General features: G+C 69.4%; 13 protein-coding genes. All 13 read right to left on the minus strand.

The genetic code is table 11. From position 1 onward, the window contains the following. The 13 genes from KY501_RS02585 to KY501_RS02645 are packed head-to-tail and all read right to left on the minus strand — an operon-like array spanning position 1 to position 16,726. Positions 1-1,350, minus strand: a complete 1,350-nt coding sequence (locus KY501_RS02585) for a hypothetical protein (RefSeq protein ID WP_224360822.1) — start codon at positions 1,348-1,350, stop codon at positions 1-3. 10 nt (positions 1,351-1,360) lie between these two features. After that, positions 1,361-2,728: a hypothetical protein gene (locus KY501_RS02590; RefSeq protein ID WP_224360823.1), complete on the minus strand. Its 1,368-nt coding sequence runs from the start codon at positions 2,726-2,728 to the stop codon at positions 1,361-1,363. A 9-nt stretch (positions 2,729-2,737) separates the two neighbouring features. Beyond that, a complete protein-coding gene (locus KY501_RS02595; RefSeq protein ID WP_224360824.1) occupies positions 2,738-4,765 on the minus strand; it encodes an ATP-binding protein in 2,028 nt (675 codons plus the stop codon). Beyond that, positions 4,758-6,341, minus strand: coding sequence for a DEAD/DEAH box helicase family protein (locus tag KY501_RS02600; RefSeq protein ID WP_224360826.1), 1,584 nt, complete (start codon positions 6,339-6,341; stop codon positions 4,758-4,760). The genes KY501_RS02595 and KY501_RS02600 overlap by 8 nt, the downstream gene beginning before the upstream one ends. A 3-nt stretch (positions 6,342-6,344) precedes the next feature. Next, complete coding sequence (locus KY501_RS02605) at positions 6,345-8,561, minus strand: phage tail protein (RefSeq protein ID WP_224360827.1); 2,217 nt, start codon at positions 8,559-8,561, stop codon at positions 6,345-6,347. A 2-nt stretch (positions 8,562-8,563) separates the two neighbouring features. After that, complete coding sequence (locus KY501_RS02610) at positions 8,564-10,735, minus strand: putative baseplate assembly protein (protein ID WP_224360828.1); 2,172 nt, start codon at positions 10,733-10,735, stop codon at positions 8,564-8,566. Between the two features lie 6 nt (positions 10,736-10,741). Next, positions 10,742-11,128: a GPW/gp25 family protein gene (locus KY501_RS02615; RefSeq protein WP_224360830.1), complete on the minus strand. Its 387-nt coding sequence runs from the start codon at positions 11,126-11,128 to the stop codon at positions 10,742-10,744. After that, a complete protein-coding gene (locus KY501_RS02620; RefSeq protein WP_224360831.1) occupies positions 11,125-12,846 on the minus strand; it encodes a hypothetical protein in 1,722 nt (573 codons plus the stop codon). The genes KY501_RS02615 and KY501_RS02620 overlap by 4 nt, the downstream gene beginning before the upstream one ends. A 3-nt stretch (positions 12,847-12,849) precedes the next feature. Further along, positions 12,850-13,509 carry a phage baseplate assembly protein V gene (locus KY501_RS02625; RefSeq protein WP_224360832.1) on the minus strand — a complete coding sequence of 220 codons (660 nt, stop codon included), beginning with the start codon at positions 13,507-13,509 and terminating at the stop codon, positions 12,850-12,852. Beyond that, the gene (locus KY501_RS02630; RefSeq protein ID WP_224360833.1) at positions 13,509-14,591 is read right to left on the minus strand and encodes a phage late control D family protein; all 1,083 of its coding nucleotides are present in this window, start codon (positions 14,589-14,591) and stop codon (positions 13,509-13,511) included. The genes KY501_RS02625 and KY501_RS02630 overlap by 1 nt, the downstream gene beginning before the upstream one ends. Next, entirely contained in the window at positions 14,584-14,760 is a 177-nt protein-coding gene (locus KY501_RS02635; RefSeq protein WP_224360834.1) for a hypothetical protein, read from the minus strand. Before KY501_RS02635 ends, KY501_RS02630 begins: the two co-directional genes overlap by 8 nt. Further along, entirely contained in the window at positions 14,751-16,106 is a 1,356-nt protein-coding gene (locus KY501_RS02640; protein WP_224360835.1) for a CIS tube protein, read from the minus strand. The genes KY501_RS02635 and KY501_RS02640 overlap by 10 nt, the downstream gene beginning before the upstream one ends. A gap of 2 nt (positions 16,107-16,108) precedes the next feature. Continuing rightward, positions 16,109-16,726 carry a phage tail protein gene (locus tag KY501_RS02645; RefSeq protein ID WP_224360836.1) on the minus strand — a complete coding sequence of 206 codons (618 nt, stop codon included), beginning with the start codon at positions 16,724-16,726 and terminating at the stop codon, positions 16,109-16,111. Positions 16,727-16,729: the final 3 nt, after the last annotated feature.

A 16,729-nucleotide genomic window follows, 5' to 3' on the forward strand; every position in this document is an offset into this window, starting at 1 on the left:
TCAGCTCCTCGCCTGCGTGAGGGTGAATTGATGGCTGAAGTCGTGGCCTTGCGAGGCCGTACCGGGCGGTCCACTCTCGCCCCCAGCCAGCGGCAGGTAGCTCGGGCCCACGCCCAGCACGGTCTGCGGGCCCGTCCCTCGCACCACGAGCCGGACGAGCGCTCCCGCTGGCGGTGCCCCATCCAGCTCGAGGGAGACGGCCGTTCCGCCTTCACCCAGGCTCTCGGGGGGAACCGCGAGTTTGAGCTCCGCCCAGCCCGTCTCCGGGGAGAAGTAGCTCAAGAAGATTGTTTCGTCCGTGAGGCTGAGCCGCTCGACGGGCTTCGTGGTGGTGAAGGTGAGCGTCTTCTCCGCGAGGGTCACCGAGGAGGCAATCACCCTCGGGCCTCCGGCATCCGCTGGCGCACCCCGGAGCCCGGCGCACAGCAGTTCCTGGATCGTCGAGGTCGCCACATGCGAGGGGCGCACCTGCGAGTCGATCACCGGCAGCGGGGTGGCCAGCACCCAGCCGGTGGAAGTCTCGTTCAGCAGGATGCCCTTCACGTCGGCGAGCACGAGCTCGTTCGGGTCCAGCGCGGGGAACAGCGTGCTCGCGCCCTCTGGGCCGGATGCGGGCTGCAGCTCGGCGCTGTCGAGCGCCGCATACCGGCGGAAGGCTGCGAGCAATTGCTTCGGCTGCTCATCGGGTGGGAGCGCGCGGATCGAGTCCCGCTCCGCGATGATGTCGAGGTCCTCCTGCACGGGGGTACCGTCGTCCTGCCGCGGGTCATCCAGGCCGAAGAGCAGCCGGAGCCGGTGGTATGGCACTGCGCGCGGAGGCGCGAGGTTGGGGCGCAGGAAGAGCTCCACCGTCTCCTGGGCACGCGAGAACGCCACGTTCTGGGTGGCGCCCTCGCACGGCTCGGAGATGGAGGGCACGGGCCGCGTCAGGCAGGCCTTGAAGCGGATGACGACGTGGGCATCGAACTTCACGCCCGTGTCGGTGATCTCGGGAACGAAGCCCGGATCGTCCTTGTGGGCCGCGTACCAGGCGCCCAGGTTGACGCAGCTCGGGGTGTCCAGGTGCAGCTCATGGCCACTCGCGTCGAGCGCCAGACCCGGATTCACCTGGAGCTCGCCGCGCTCCTCCTGGATATCAATTCCGAGCCCCCACACCACTCCCGCTCCATGGAGCCAGGCGTTGTGGAGGCGGAGCTTGCCGCGAGGGTAACCCTCGAGCGTCTCGAGATCGTCGACCCCGAGCAGCATGCCGAAGTGGACCTGGAGCGCAGTGAAGGGATTGATCGGGAGCTGCACATCCGCCTGCTGCGCGGTGGTGGAGGTGCTGGCCTGGGTGAGGACTTGGGGCATGGGAGGCTCCTCAGATTCCGTCGCCGCGGATGGCGCTCAGCAGGCGGGTGGGCTGGTCGGCCTGGAGGGTCTCGAGCATCGCCTTCCGCGTGGCGATGGCGTTCTCGAGGAAGGCCAGGGAGTAGGCATCCTTCGCCGCCGCGATGAGCGCGGTGGCGTAGGTGGTCTCGGCGGTGGTCAGGTCGGCCACCAGGGTGTTGGGCGTGTCCTTGATCTCCGTGAGCAGCGTGGTGGCCTCCAGGAAGGCCAGGATCTGGCGCCACGCGGCGTCCGGGACCACGGACGCCCAGTCGAGCAGCGTCGCCTTCTCCGCGGTCCCGAGCTTGCCCGCGGCGGTGTCTCGCGTGCTCTTCGCGGAGTCCAGCGGGACCTTCGCGGCCTGTACGCCGGCGTCGTCGCTCACGTCGGTGTCGTTGGGATCCTTCGCGTAGGCGGCGAGCACCGCGTCGTCGTACGCCGCCTGCCGCGTATCCACCGTGCTCTGGGCGGTGTTCAGCGCCTTCTCCAGATCCGCGGCGGCGTTCCGATCGGTGAGATCGTCCTGTACGTCCGTGATCTCCGCGGCGGTGAGCACCGAGTTGGTGGGTTGGGCGATCTTCTGGAGCAGCGTGACGGCGCGCGTGTAGCGGTCGTTGGCGGTGAGGGCGTACTCGGTGAGGCGGCGCTCGGCCAGGCGGAAGCTCACCCCCTGCTTCTCGGCCTTGCCCGGCAGTCCGCCGTTGGTGTCGCGCAGGGTAGCGGCCTGTGCCTCGGCTTCGTCCACCGCCTTGCGCGCCTGCTTCAGGCGATCAGCCCACAGTGTGTAGCGCTGGGCCGCGAGATCCCAGAGCTTGGTGGGGATGACGCTCGACGCGAACTTGCTCTGGGCATCCGCGTAGAGCGTGCTCCCCACTCCCGTCAGCACGTTGGTTGCGGCGGTGCGCAGATCCACGAGCGGGGCCTGGCCTACCGCGGTCTTCAAGGCCAGGCGCCGGCTATCCTCCTGGGTGGCCTTCTGGAGCTTCGCCTCGGCACTGCTCAACCGGGCGGAGGCCAGCTCCAGCGTCGACTGGGTGCTGGCCACCTTGGCCTGGGCCGCTCCCTGCGTGGCGCGAGCATCGAGCACTTCGGCCTGTTGCTGACGGTGCTGGACGCTCAGGGCGGCAATCTGCCCCAGCAGCACGGCGGCCTCCGAGGGCACCGTCGTCACCGCGAGCTTCGCCCGGCCCGCGGCGATCTGCTCTTCCAGATTCTGGAGTAGCGCGAGGGCCGCGCTCAGCTGGGTGCGCGCGGCGGCCAGAGCGGCCTGTGCGGTGCCCAGGCTGCTCCGAGCATTGTCCCGCGCGGTCTTGTACAGGTCGCGCTCTTGAGTGGCGGCATCAAGAAGTGAGGTAGGCATGGGGCTCCTCTAGGGCTCGGCCACCCCGGCAGGGATGCCGGGGAAGGCTCGGCCGGATTTGGCGTACTCGCGCCACACGGCGCGGACGAGGTGATGACGGGTGATGGGAGTGGCTTGGGCGGCCGCGAGGAACGCGGCGGCGACGGCGGCGTTGCGGATGAGTCCTCCGGAGATGGGGTAGAGGGCAGCCAGCTCCGCCAGGTCGACCTCCGTGGCGAGCGGGACTTGAGAGGGAAGGTGACAGCGCCACAGCGCCAGGCGCTCCTCGTGCGTGGGCTCGTCGAAGTCCACGACGAACTCCAGCCGCCGGATGAAGGCTGGATCGATGTTGTTGCGCAGGTTCGTCGAGAGGATGGCCAGCCCCTCGAAGCGCTCCAGGCGCGAGAGCAGGTAGGCCGTCTCCAGGTTGGCGTACCGATCGTGCGCGTCGGACACTTCGGAACGCCGGCCGAACAAGCCATCCGCCTCGTCGAAGAGGAGGACGGCCTGGGTGTGCTCGGCGGCGTCGAAGACGGCAGAGAGGTTCTTCTCTGTCTCGCCGATCCACTTGGACACCAACCGCGAGATGTCCACCAGCAGCAGATCCACGCCCAGCGCGCTGGCCAGCACCTCGGCCGAGAGCGTCTTGCCCGTGCCGGGCGGACCCGCGAACAGCACACGGACTCCCCGCGCGCCGGGACGCCCCGCGAGCAGCCTCCACTCGTCCAGCACCTTCTGCTGGTGGCCGAGCCGATCCACCGCCTCGCGCAACTGGGAGAGCCGGTCCGGTGAGAGCACGAGGTTCTCCCACTGAGCCGTGGGCTGGATCAGCTTCACGCTGGGGGTGAGCGAGAGCCCTGTGCGGGTTCGCACGCTCGCGGCCACATGGGCGAGGCCCGGTGCACTGCCCTCCAGTTGGGCCGCGCTTCGGACGTCCTGGGCAACCTCTCGCACCGTCGCGGGCTCCAGGCTGTAACGCGTGGCGAGCACGTGGGACACCGAGGCCAGCTCTGGCAGCAGCTCACCCCAGGCCTGTGCGCGGGCGGTCGGGGAGGGGCGATCCACATAGAGGGTCTGCGCGGGCCGCAGGCCTCGGATGGCGGTGGCTCCCTCTCGCCCGGCGATGACCACCGGCCCGGGGAAGCCATCGAAGGAGGGCACCTCGACGGTGCTGGAGCCCTCGGGAGACGAGAGGCGGAGTACCGGCGTCACGCCGCGAGCCAGGGAGTGGAGGCAGGCCAACCGCACGAGCTCTGGCGTCCATGGGCCCGCGGCAGCCAGGTTGGCCGAGGGGACCGAGGCGGCGGCAGTCAGGGCCGCTGCGCGCGGGAGAGCCACGTCCTCGGAGTCGGCGGCCACCAGCACGGTGCGGGGCTCGCCCGTCTGGAGTGTTCGGATAGCGAGCCGGGCGTTCGGTGTCGCGAGCCAGCCCTCCAGCCCGCTCACCGTGGCCGGGGCCTCCCGGGGGAGGATGCCCGTGGGCCACACGTCATGTTCGTGCAAGGCGGCCCAGAGTGACTCCGCGGGCACGAGGCTTCGCTCGAAGAAGGGTGCATCCCCGGTCAGTCGCAGCACTCCCGCGCGGACCATCGCGCCGGTCTCCAGCACTTCGCGCAGTAGCAGCCGCTCCGCGTTGGAGCGGCAGAGCAGTTGCGCGGCGAGCCCCACGCTCATCCATGGCTCGGAGCGAGGGTGCAGTGAGCGCAGTACGGCGCAGAGCCCCTCGTGCTGCTCGGGCACTCCCGCGAGCACCAGCAGATCCACCTCCACGGGGGCCAGACGCAGGGCGATCGCGAGCCGATCCAGCGGATGGGGCGGATCCTCCATGCGATCGAGTGTGCTGCCCTCCCAATCGGCCAGGGGACGCTCTCCCGCGGTGGTGCGGAAGATCTGCTCCAGGAGTTCCCTCTGGCGGCTCAGCGGGTTCTCGGAGGGGAGGGCTCCTCCGAGGAGCTGCGCCAGCCGGCCGGCGAAGATGCCCGTCTCTCGCGCGAGCCGCGTGCCGGGCGGAATCCCTCCTGGGAACCGGCTCTCGATGTTCAGGCTGGGCTCACGCATAGGTGAACCTCACCACGGCTCCGAGCCACGGCAGCCAGTCCGGGTTGAGATCCAGGCCGGCCCTGCGCAGCTCGGTGGAGACCTCGTCCAGCTCCATGCGGATCTCGATCCAGCCGGGATCCATCACCACCTCGCCGCGGCGCCGGCAGACGAAGAGCAGCAGCTTCTCGCGAGGTTCTTCCGGCTGGCCCAGGCGCTCCCGAGTGCGCTCCACGATGCGCGTCGCGCAGTCCGCCAGGAAGTCTCGCTCGGTGTCGGTGGGCGGGGGCTCTCCTTCATTGGGAGGTGCGGCGTCGGGAGCCAGACCGGCGAAGGCCAGCGCGGCGGGATCGCACGGCTCCAGGGGCTGAAGGGTGAGTGCGAGCTGATGCAGCATCCAGCGCGGACCGCGGCTCGCGGCGAACTCGCTGGAGAGGAGTACGTCCGGCAGGCCCAGCTCATCCACGATGTGCAGCAGGAAGAGCAGCCCCGCGGCGCGGGTGTGTCCTTGGCGTCGGACCTCGAGGAATGAAGAGTCCGGCGAGGGCTCCTGCTCCATGGCGGGGGCATCAGACGTCAGCTCTCGCTTCTGGGCCGGGGCGTCAGGTTCCTGTCGGCGCGAGGAGGCACTCGAAGCAGGCTCTGGCTTCGGAGCGGGGGAGGCGCGGCCGGACTCCCTGCTTGGCGCGGAGGCATCACGCGAGGGTTCGCGCGCCTCGGCGGAGACCTTGGCCATGGCGATGCGCAGCCCCTGCTCCACTTCGAGCAACAGATGGGAGCTGGACCGAGGCCCCTGTCTGAAGGCAGTGGGCTCCGCCTCCAGCACCGAGAAGACCGTCAGCGCGCGCAGGGATCGGGCTTCGCCAACGAGTACCTGGCTTGCCTTCGAGCCACTGAGGAGCGCACGCGCGATCTTCGATGCTCCGAGGATGCGCGCCCGCTGAGGCTCCAGAGAGGAGGAGGTCGAACGGGGCACTTCTTCGGAGGGAGCGGGGACAGCGAGCGCAGCGGGCGCGGCGGAGTGGGTGAGGGCGGCGCGAGCAAGGGCTGTGGTGCCCTCGGAGCGTGCCAGCTCGATGAACCGGAGCAGTACTCCATCCCGAGCCAGCTCCGCGAGCACAGGGACGATGGCGCGAGGCTCGGCCAGGAGCGCGCGGTTCGCCTCTCGCACGGCCTCCACCTCGGACACACCGCCGCCCGCGAGGCTCCACATCCCGAGTTGCTTCCACGCCCACGCTCGCGACAGCTCGCCTCTCGCGGCGCTGTGAGCCACATCCACCAACGCGTGGTGGCGCGAGCCGTAGTGCACGACCCCTGACCCTCCTTGTGCCAGGGTCGCCTGGAGGGCCTCCACAATCGCCAGACTCCAGGCCACCGCCAGCGAGGAGTCCGCACCGTCCATCCGCAGCCGCACCGGCACGTGGAGTTCTCGAATGCAGATCTCCTCGTGCGTGGGGATTCCGGCGCGCTCCAGGGCCGCCTCCAGCACCTCGTCGAGGGCCTGCTGGAGCACGCGGTCCAGGCGGGCCCGCTCGTCCTGGGCCGAGGCCGGGAGCCGGTAGCGCGTCGTGAACTGGTGGATGCGGAGGGTCTCCATGGCTCATCTCACCCGGCTGTTGGCGCCCAGCCGGCTGCCGTCCAAGGTCAGCCCCTCCGAGGGCCTTCCGATGATGGAGTCACGTCCCAGGATCGCGGTGCCGCCCACCTGGAGCGGGCTGAAGCCCCCCGTCCTGCCCACGATCGAGGACAGGCCGAGGTGGAGCCCTCGTCCCACCCTCATCCCCGCGTCCACGGTGCAGATGTCGAAGATCGTATGCGCGGGGCGGTGGACCTCCAGCAGGTGCTCCAGCATCGCGTGCTGCTCCGTGGAGAGCGCCGCAGGCACCAGGACGCTGAACCGGTGGGCGTGGGTCTTGAACGCGTCCGCCGTGGTGCCCTGAAGGGGCGCTTCTCCCGGCTCGCCGACCTGTCCGCCCACGCGGAAGCCTCCGCCGAGCACCGAGCTGGAGAACGTCGGACCCGCGTCTCCCAGTACAGCCCCTCCGAGCCCTCGCAGCCTGAAGTGCTCGATGAGGATCGGCTTCACGCCCAGGCAGAGCTCGATGAACCGCTCCAGTCCGCGCAGCGTGCCACGGTAGCGGAAGAGCCAGATGACTTCGCCGATCAGCGCCCGGCGCACCTCGGAGGACCAGCGCTCGTCGAGTACCAGGCCGACGAAGCTCGACAGCCACGGGAGGAGTTCGTCCGGAGTGGCGCGTGGGTTGAGGAGCGCATGGCGCTCGGCGGCGCGGGCTTCCAGGTCTCCGAGGAAGCCCTCCAGCGGAGTGAGGTACCGGCGGAGGAAGTCGGCTGCCTCGGCGTCGCGCGAGAACGTCTTGGGCAGGCGGCGCAGGTAGTCGTGTGACGGGTGCTCGGCGCGCAGGCCTCGCACGCGAGGCGTCTGCCGAGTGTTGCCCGACAGCTCCAGTGTCACCCACAGGTAGCGCCCGGCCGGGGCTTGGATGGGAGCCTCGTACGTGACGAAGTGATCCTCGGGTGGTTGCTGGGCCCAGGGCAGCTCGCGGCCGCTCTCGCGACGGTGCAGCAGCTGGTCCACCTGCTCCACGGTGGGGACGAGCGATAGCGGCGGCAGCGGTGGAGAGAGGTCCGGTCTCGGAACGACCTCCTTGAGCAGCTTCTCCGGCAGGGTCCACGGAAGGGTGGGCTCGTCGGTGGGCTCGTCCTGCGTGATGAAGTGCGCGCGGATCTCGGTGCCCTCGGGAATGCAGGCATCGATGAAGAGCCGGCCCCAGACGGTCTGGAACTCGCCGCTGTCCAACCGGAACGAGGTGACACGCCCACGGCGGGCGTAGACGACCCGGGCGGGAACCGCGTGGCGGAACCCCTGCGCGGTCCAGAAGCCGATCAGCGGTTTGTCACCCGGCGTGCGGACGATGCCCAGCCCGTCGTAACCGCGCGCTTTGTAGGGAGGCAGTTCCTCCACCGCGCCAGGGGCCACGCGGAAGCGCCGGAAGTCCGCACCCGGCCTCCGAGCCACCACGACCACGCCGTCCGCTTCGCACTCCACATCCGTGGCGAACGGCACCGGGAAGGCATCCTCGGGATGGGCGAGCGGGACCACCCGGGCCTCCGCCACCGCCGCGCGATCGAGCAGGAAGAGTTCGCCCGAGGGCGACACGGCGATGCGCGAGGGTGCCGTTACTCCTTGGGGCAGAGGAATGGAGACAGGGTCCTTCCGAGCCGCCAGCCGGATCAGCCCTGCAGGCGCCGCGAGGACCGCATAGACGGTGGTACCGGAAGCGGCGAGATCCAGGGGACGAGGTCCGCCAGCGTTCGGAGAGCCGAGCACCACCTTGCGCAGCAGCCGCCGGCTCCAGAGTTCGAACACCAGGATGCGGTTGGCGCCGGACTCCGCGATGAAGAGGCGGTCATCCACGTCCACAGCGAGCCCGCGAGGTGTCGCGAGCGCCTTCGCCGAAGGGCCTGCCGGGGCGAAATCTCCCTGGCTCGCTGTCGCGGGCTCGGAAGTGGGGAACAGCTCCATGGGGGCGGGCACTTCGCCCGTGTTCTGGCGCGCGGCCCACATCACCCGCTCCACACCGCCCTGCTCGGGGCGGGAGTGGTAGAGGCGGCATTCCTGATCGAATGCGAGGCCCGCGCCGAGCGGCGGCGCGGGAGCGTCCGTGTCCGAGTGCGCAGGGGAGTTCCAATCCAGCTCCAGGGCATCCGAGATCGGATCGAGGTACGTGTCCTCGTGAGCCGACCGGAGCCACTGGTCCCGGGTGCGCACCAGCGCGAATGGCCGGGTGGGAGCCACGGTCAGCACTCCTCCTTGATGATGGGGATGGGCACGCCCACCTTGGGCGAGGGCGGCGGACCGAGCGCTTCACCGGGTTCGAGGGGATCGCCCTCCACGACGGTGATCTCCGCCAGCTCCGGCACCTCCCAGGGCTTCAGGTCCACGGTTCCGGCCACCCACTTCTTCTGGGTGTCGTCCCAGCCGGCCACCTTCACGTCATCGGTGAGGTACTGCACTCCCTCCACCTGGAGCGCGGCGGCCTCCAGCTCGCGCCCGAGCACCCGCCGGCCCAGCGGCCACCCATTGCCCTCAGGGCCATAGGGCGGCAGCGGCGCGAGGTACTGCCGGAGCACCAATTCCACCCAGCGGCTCACCGCCTCGATGCCATAGCCGGCCTTCACCTGGAGCCCCACGGCCACAGCCACCTTGCGGTACGTCGGCGGAATCACCCACAGCTCGGTGGTGATGAGGCGCCGCGCATCCAGCCAGCGGCACACCGAGCGCAACAGCGTGCGATCCGGCATGGGCGCGTTCGGGTGCTGCCGATCCTCTCGTGGCCACACCACCACGCTCACGACGCCTGCGGCTCTCAACTCACGGGTGGGCGGGTGGAACAGGGACAGGCACTCGGCACGGCCCACGTTGGCTCCCGGAGTGGCCAGCGCCAGCTCCTGGAAGTCGCTCCGGGTGACGGCGCGATCGTGACGGCGGAACTCAGCGGGGACGCGCTCGAGCGCCTCGGAGATCGACTCCGCGGGAGCACCTCCACGGGCGGGCAGGGGATTGGAGAGCTTGAGCGAAGGCAGCGCCTCCAGCTTGGAGATCGCCTTGGCCGGGACGTTGCCCTCGGCGCCGCCGCCGTAGCGGTACTCCGTGGCGCGTACGCGCTCTCCGATTTGTGGAGCACGGCCCTTTACTCCATTGCCGAAGCGGACCGTGCCCGCCTCCAGATCGACCACGTAGTGCCGGTCGTCCTCCGCGCTGGCGTGGAAGTCCTCCACGGCCGTCCAGGGCCGCCAGCCACCCGGCTCCTCCACCTCCAGCACTAGACTGCCCTCCAGCACCGGCTTGTGCACCAGGGGGAATTGCTGGTCCGGCTGCCCGTTGCCCGTGCCGACGAACTCGGGACGAGCCTTGCGCGCCTGCACCACCTCGGTGGCGTTGGCGCCGACCCACAGGACACGGCCAAAGGGGCGATCACTGCTCACTCGCCTCCACGCCCGGATCCAGAACTTCACCTTCTGGGCGAGCTCCTCGTCCTCCAGCGCGGGAGGGAACTGGCCGGCGCCCAGCATGTCCGGATCCTCGGGGGTGAACGCGCCGAGCTGCGTGACATCCTTCGGCAGCTTGAGCCTCACCACGCCCTGCTGAGTGAGGCCGCGCGAGGTGTCTCCCTCCACCGCCAGCGTCCGATAGATGGGTTGCTTCGTCTCCGCGTCGATGAGGCCGGTGGAGTACTCCCAGATCACCTCCGGGCTCTGCTCCTGCGAGCCCTCGCCGGGAGACGGGCTGTCCACATCATCCAGGCTGGTGATCTGCTCATCTGGGACGAAGCCCAGGTTCAGCGTGCGGCCCGCGAGCTTCGTCAGATCCGTCACCCCGGTCTGCTCCAGCACCGCGACCCAGATCATCCCGTCCACCGCGCGCTGGAAGTCCACCGGCTGCGCGCCCGGCTTGGAGGGATCGAGCGGAACGGACTCGTTGCGGTAGTAGTCCGCCTCGTCCTCCGAGATCTCCATCACGTCCAGCGCGGCCTGGGCGAAGTCGGCCTCATCTCCCGGCTGCGGCGGAGCCGTCCGGGACTTGCAGACGGCGAGCGTGGAGAGCGGCAGGGCCAGCACCTCGCTCGTGGTCTCGAAGGGGATGGAGCTCGCCAGGGCCGCGCTGCCCACGGGGACGAGGCTGCCCGCGGGCTCGGTCGTGGTGACGGCCACCATGGACTGGGCCGACGTGGCGGTGCGCAGGGGAATGCGCAGCAGCCGCAGGAAGGCGAGCTGGGTGGCCTCGGGAATCTGATTGAAGCGGAAGAGCAGGTTCTCGCCGAGGAAGGCGAACAGCTCCAGCAGGGTGATGCCCGGGTCGCTCGGGTTGTGGTCGGTCCACTCGCGCGAGTAGACGGGGATGCGCCGCACGAGCTCGTCGCGCAGCTGCTGATAGGAGCGGTCGTCGAGGATGGGCGTTGGCAGGGGCATGGCGCGCTACTGCAGGTAGAAGGGGTAGACGAGGTTGCCGGGCCGGCCGTCTCGCACGTGGACGTAGGCGATCCGGATGAGGACCATCGCCGGGTCGTCTCCGGGATCCACGCGCACCTCGGTGAGCTGGATGCGAGGCTCGAAGCTGGTGAGCGCCGACTCCACGTCGTGGCGGATGAGCGCGCGGGTGGCGCTCGAGTTGGGGCGCATGAGGTAGCGGCGCAGCCCGCAGCCAAAGCTGGGGCGCATGATGCGCTCGCCGGGCTCGGTATCGAGGATGATGCGGATGGACTCGGCCACCTTCTCCGGGCCCTCCGCCAGGGGGAGCGCTCCATCCGCTCCCGGCTTCACCGGGAAGCCCCAGCCCTTTCCAAGGAAGCGCAGCGAGCTCATGACACCTTCACCTCCGTGGTGACGCGCGGCTCGAATTCGAGTTGGGCCAGCAGATCCGGACCGAAGGGCTTGCCTCCGTTGGTGGCCGGGTCCGTGGCCTTCACGCCAGCGGCCATGCTCTTGTGCAGCTCGGCCAGTGGCGTGTTGGTGTACTTGTCGAGGTCGTCCTTCACCTTCCCGGCCTCCAGCCCCACGGAGTCCGAGATGCCGTCCGACAGCTCGATCCTCAGATCCTCGTTGATCTGGGATGTGACGCTGACCGACAGGTCGACATCGAGGTCGACGCTCGGGGGGATGGCGGTGAGCTGCGCATCCAGCGCAGCGTCGATCTGGAAGCTGGGGGGGATGCAGAACTTGAGGACGAGCAGGAACCACAGCCCGAACAGGAAGACGATGATGGGCAGGAAGAGGTTGAGGACGAAGAGGGCGACGATGGTGATGAGCGGGATGGCAAAGAAGCAGACGGCCTGAGCGCCCATGGCTCCGCCCTTGAGCGCGTTGTCCGCGATGGTGGGCTTGAGCGACTGGGGTTGGACGAACCGCATCGGCGAGAACGAACCGAACGGCAGGTGGGAGGCCTGGGCTGCCAGCTCGCCCAGATCCGGCATCTGGATAGTGATGGGCCGGTTGCTGGTGCCCTGCAGATCGCTCTGGGAGGCCAGCCGGTAGGCCTCGGTGGGCGCGCTCCAGACCAGCTCTCCACAGCAGTCCGGTGAGTCCACGCGCCGCGGACACTGAGGCTCGTGGCGGCGCACGAAGCAGCGGATCTCGTAGTGCGTCCGCTCATCGAAGCGTGCCTCGCCGCGAGGATCGGTCTCGAAGGTGCTCGTGGGGATCACGCCGAAGTACAGCGTCTTCCCCTTCGCATCATGCTGGGGGACCGTGGGATCCGCGAAGAGGGGGTAGAGCGGGAACGTGATCTCGAGCAGATCCTGCGGCGTCTCTTCGACGAGCTGCCACTGGCCAATCTTGTCGAAGGGGCTGGGCACCCAACCCTCGTGGAGCGTGACGACGCCGTTGTCATCCTTCCACTGCTGCAGTTCCTGGCGCTTCGTGGCGATCTGCTGGAGGTACTCCGCCCTCTTGGGGCCGAACGTCCCGTCGGCCTTCATCTTCTCGATCTTCTCGTGGCGTTTCTGGGCGGCGCGAGGCTTGAGGGGCGCTGTCTCGTCCAGCTCCGCCACCTGCGCCTCCAGCGCGACGATCTGCCGCAGCAGCTCCAGCGCCGGCTTGCGCGCGGAGTCCGGCACCTGCAGGACCCGCCGCCGCACCACGAAGCCAGCCTGGCAGACCTCGCTGGAAGAGGCGGTGGGGAAGCCGGGCATGTCGCAGTGCAGCTCGCAGACCACCAGGTAGTAGCGCCGGTGCGTCTCCAGGTAGATCTTCCGGGTGCCCGTGGGGACGAGGTTCGCCCTCATGGGTTTGGGATCGTCCTTCGGGTTGAGCTTCGGCGCGTAGAAGCTGGTGGCCTTCTTGTCGAAGAAGCCACCGTTGAAGATCGGCGCGGCCACCAACTGGACGTTGAAGATGCGGTCCACTTCCTCCTTGAACCGCAGCGAGTGCTGCGGGTCCTTGATGAAGCCCTCCACGAAGTCAGGGCGGTCGAACTTCTGGAACGCGGGCCGCGTCTCTCGGGGATTCTTGGCCACACCCTCGGTGATCTGGCGCTGCCAGCGGTACCAGGGGGCGACGAGCTTCCAGGGATGGGCGGTCGTCATGGCTCACCAGACATTGCCCGCACCCGGGGAGTAGAGCGGCGAGGTGACGGAGGTGGCGGTGAGGGCGGTGCAGGTGACGCTGCCCGTATGCGTCGTGGACGGCGCCTGCACCATCACCGAGCTCGCGGTGATGACGAGCCGCGCATTGGCCGAGATGACGATGTCTCCGTTCTGCTCGAAGGTGATCGAGCTCTGGTTCGAATGCGAGAGCGTCACCCGCTTGCCGCCATCATCGAGCACCAGCTTGTGGCCGCTGGCCAGCGACAGCGTCACCTTGGAGGCGGCCTGGGTGTCATCGAACTCGAGCGTGCTGCCGGAGCGCGTCTTGATCAGGCGCTTGTTGTTGGCCTCCTCGGGAGCGGAGGGAAGGGCCTGCTGACCGTTCCAGCACGCGCCGACGATGTAGGGCCGGCGCAGATCCCCGGCCTCGAAGCCGACCACCACCTGCGTGCCCACCTCGGGCAGCACCTCGAAGCCCTGGTTGTCGCCCGCGTAGGGCGTGAGCAGCGTGGCCCACGCGCGCACGTCCTTGCCCGGGTCTCCCAGGAAGGGGAACTTCACCTCGATGCGGCCGAGGCTCTTCTCATCCATGATGCTGGTGACCAGGGCAGGGTAGAGGCCGAAGTAGCGAGGCCCACCGCCATCAGCGTAGGTGTCGTTCATCAGGTGTTCTCGCTCACGGTTGGGCGCTCCGCGTCGAAGTGGGTGCGGTGGCCATGGGTCAAGTCATAGGTGTGGCGGACTCGGGTGACGTAGTAGCCGGCGCCGTTGAACGGACGGCCGACTCGCTCCAGCGTGAGCCGGCTGCCCACCTCCATGCTCGGGCTGCCGCTGGTGATGCCCGTCACGGTGACGAAGCGTCGCCCCCGGCGGAGCAGCTCGGCGCGAGCCCAGGCATCCGCCTCGCCGCTGGCCAGGGGCACGTTCCGGACGCGGTGCGAGGCCCGCTCGCCCAAGGCGCTCTGGAGGATGGAGGCTCCCGTGCGCCCCTCGGATACCTCCTCCGCGAGGACGTCCGTGCCTGCCTCCTGGTGGATGGCATCTCGCTGGAAGGCGTCGAACCCGCTCACCGCCACGCTGGTGCGCTGGTGGGCCAGGTCCGCGCGCAGCCGGGCCTCGATGAGCTCGTTGCCCTGGACCAGGGTGAGCTCGGACGCGCGCCGATTGCCTCGCGTCTTGAAGTGCAGCGCATCGTCCTGGACCCACAGCTCCGCCTGGATGAGGCGAGCGCGATCCCGGAGGAAGGCCAGGTCACTCTGGTTCCACTGTTGGACGACGTCGTACGTGGGGCCTGGGGCCTCCATCTGCGCACTGAGGCCGTGCTCGGAGGCGATCGCCTGGGCGATGTCCGCGTCCGTGACATCCTTATAGGTGCGGCACCGGCGCGTCATCCGCAGCTGCATCAGCTTGTCCTCGGCGAAGACCACCACCTCGGGTTCGGAGCCCTCCTGGAAGCTGGCCTCCAGGGCGCTGATGGTGCCCTTGAAGACGGTGCGGTCATCTCCCGTGCGGCCGATGGACACCTCGAGCGACTGGCCGAAGTCGATCCGGGAGCCCTCGAGGTACAGCAGGCCCTCTTCCCGGGAGTCATTGCGCGGACCCTGGGCCAGCAGCCGCAGGCTGAGCGTCTTCAGCCCCTCGGTGTTCTCGTCGATCTCCAGGCGCAGCACGTCTCGGGCGAGCTCTCCACGAGTCTCGCCATCTACCTTGAAGACGGGCGCTGCCGAGGCGAAGAGCCTAGTCATCGAACCCCTCGGCGTGGGTCCGCAGTCGATCCTCGGCGAGGCGCGCGATGGCGGCCCGCAGACGCTCCACCTCCTGCCACGGCGTGGACGGCTCGGCTCCGGAGGGTTGCTGGCCGGGCCCGTGCTCGGGCACGACCTCGGACGTGAGGTTCTCCACGCTCACCGCCATGACGGACCTCCCCCATGCGAGCACGCGCCCCGGCAGCCGCACTTGCGGCTCGGGCTGCGCTGGGCCTGACGGGCCTGGGCGGCGGCGCGGACCTTGTCCCCGGCGGGGAGCTGGGTCCACGGCGGCGCGGCGGGATCGCGGGTCTCGGGGACCTGGTTGGATGCTTGGGCAGGGCGCAAGGGAACGTGGCCGGAGACAGCTCCCGCACGCTGGTCCACGGCGCCGGTCACGCGGGGACGCAGTGGCACGCCGAGCCCGAAGCTCGTGGCGCGAGGATCCGCCTGAGGCGGTGCCGGGCGCGACGGAGCCTGGGCCTGCTGGGTGAGCGAAGGCACGCCACTGAGAGAGAGCGGTGTCCGCGACTGCTCTGGCATCGAGGGCCGTGCCACGGGGCTCGTGGTCGTCAGGGCAGAAGGGGTCCGTGTCGCGGTCGTCGAGGACGCTGTCGATGCGGAGGGAACGCCGAAGGACTTCCGCGCGGCGTCGGCTGCTGTATCCGCCTTGAGGCTCTGCACCGTCTCAATGGCCGCGCCTACGCCGCCCGAGGCCGCGAGCGCGAGACCGGACGAGGTGGTGTCTCGCGTGCTGGCGTTGCCCTCCAGCCCGAAGGAGGCCTCCAGCGAGGCAGAGACTCCCGCCTCCACGCCGATGCTGGCACCGAGGCCCGCGCTCGCCGAGAGGTTGCTGTTGAAGTCGATCTCCACGCCGGCTTCGAGGGAGAGTGTGCCCTCCACCGAGGCGGACAGTCCGCGCCAGGCGGCGGGATCCAGCCCCATGCGCGTGGCGAAGTCGGCCAGGCTCTCCCCGGCGAGCGCGAGCGCGCTCTTGTCCGTGGGGTGGTTGTCGCGGTTGGCCCCAGCTCCTCGTTGGAGGAACTGGTACTTCGCGTCCTGCTCCTGGATGGAGACGCCCATCTTCGCGCGGAGCGGCGTGCCGTCCGAGGCGAAGAAGTCCAGATCGATGGTGAGGCTGCTGATGATCCCGTCGATGATCAGGTCGTTCCACTGGAACCGGACCTTGGGCGGAGCCTGCTTGTCGTTACCCTTGACCTCGGGGACGACGAACTGCTCCACCAATGCCGTCTTCTCGCGCACGGAGCGCGGACGGCCATCGGGGGTGCCCTCGTCGGCGGTGTCGAAGACGAGATCGAAGGACAGGTTCGTGGAGCTGCTGCCGATGAACTGGCGGGCCTGGCGGCCTTTGGACTGGCCGCCCTCCACGGTGTTGCTGAGGGCCAGCCGGAGGGAGGCAGGGTTGAATTGCACCTCGACCGGGTCGCCCTCGGTCTCGGTGTCCGTTTCGGTGCTCCAGATGCGCTGGAGCGTGGCCTTGACGAGTCCGCTCATAATCAGATGGAGAGCCTCAAGCCCTCGTGTGCGATGTGGAGTTCCTCGATGGCGATCTCTCCGGAGCGCGCATTGAGCTGCGGCCCCACCAGCTTGGAGGGCAGGCCGCGGTCGAAGGTCCAGGTGGCCAGCACGGTGGCGTCATCTCCCTCGCCGCTCGCGTCCAGCACCTCGATGACGCCGTCATAGCGAAGAACGGGCCGCACGCCGCTCAAGATGCCCTGGAGCCAGCGCCACAGCTCCGCGTTCACCTGGCCGCTCGAGTCGTAGAAGAAGCCGCGCTTGAGCACGATGTTCGAGTACTTGCCGCGGCCCACGCGCTGGATGACGCCGTCGTTGCGGCCGCCCTCCTCGAGCTGCTGGACGTCCATGGAGATCTCCAGCCCCGAGCACTCCTGGAAGCCGCCATCCCCCAGCAGGTCCCCGCCCGTGGAGACGCCGAACGAGGCCGATGCCTGGGCGCTCGCGGAGAAGCCCCCGGCACCCACGGAGACACTGGCGGAAGCGCTGAGGGACAAGCCCGCGGAGGCTCCCGCGGGAGGCCCGGCGCTGCGGCGCAAGGCGACGCGGAAGTTGAACGTGTTCGCCAGCCGGCGGCTGCCCGTGTCGATGGGGGCCATGGC

Source organism: Hyalangium versicolor (assembly GCF_020103695.1).
In the GTDB taxonomy this organism is placed as follows: Bacteria; Myxococcota; Myxococcia; order Myxococcales; family Myxococcaceae; genus Hyalangium; species Hyalangium versicolor.

Excerpts from the sequence above, each read along its gene's own strand:
- KY501_RS02585 (WP_224360822.1), bottom strand. The coding sequence starts at position 1,350 with ATGCCCCAAGTCCTCACCCAGGCCAGCACCTCCACCACCGCGCAGCAG.
- KY501_RS02590 (WP_224360823.1), bottom strand. The coding sequence starts at position 2,728 with ATGCCTACCTCACTTCTTGATGCCGCCACTCAAGAGCGCGACCTGTAC.
- KY501_RS02595 (WP_224360824.1), bottom strand. The coding sequence starts at position 4,765 with ATGCGTGAGCCCAGCCTGAACATCGAGAGCCGGTTCCCAGGAGGGATT.
- KY501_RS02600 (WP_224360826.1), bottom strand. The coding sequence starts at position 6,341 with ATGGAGACCCTCCGCATCCACCAGTTCACGACGCGCTACCGGCTCCCG.
- KY501_RS02610 (WP_224360828.1), bottom strand. The coding sequence starts at position 10,735 with ATGCCCCTGCCAACGCCCATCCTCGACGACCGCTCCTATCAGCAGCTG.
- KY501_RS02615 (WP_224360830.1), bottom strand. The coding sequence starts at position 11,128 with ATGAGCTCGCTGCGCTTCCTTGGAAAGGGCTGGGGCTTCCCGGTGAAG.
- KY501_RS02620 (WP_224360831.1), bottom strand. The coding sequence starts at position 12,846 with ATGACGACCGCCCATCCCTGGAAGCTCGTCGCCCCCTGGTACCGCTGG.
- KY501_RS02625 (WP_224360832.1), bottom strand. The coding sequence starts at position 13,509 with ATGAACGACACCTACGCTGATGGCGGTGGGCCTCGCTACTTCGGCCTC.
- KY501_RS02630 (WP_224360833.1), bottom strand. The coding sequence starts at position 14,591 with ATGACTAGGCTCTTCGCCTCGGCAGCGCCCGTCTTCAAGGTAGATGGC.
- KY501_RS02635 (WP_224360834.1), bottom strand. The coding sequence starts at position 14,760 with ATGGCGGTGAGCGTGGAGAACCTCACGTCCGAGGTCGTGCCCGAGCAC.
- KY501_RS02640 (WP_224360835.1), bottom strand. The coding sequence starts at position 16,106 with ATGAGCGGACTCGTCAAGGCCACGCTCCAGCGCATCTGGAGCACCGAA.
- KY501_RS02645 (WP_224360836.1), bottom strand. The coding sequence starts at position 16,726 with ATGGCCCCCATCGACACGGGCAGCCGCCGGCTGGCGAACACGTTCAAC.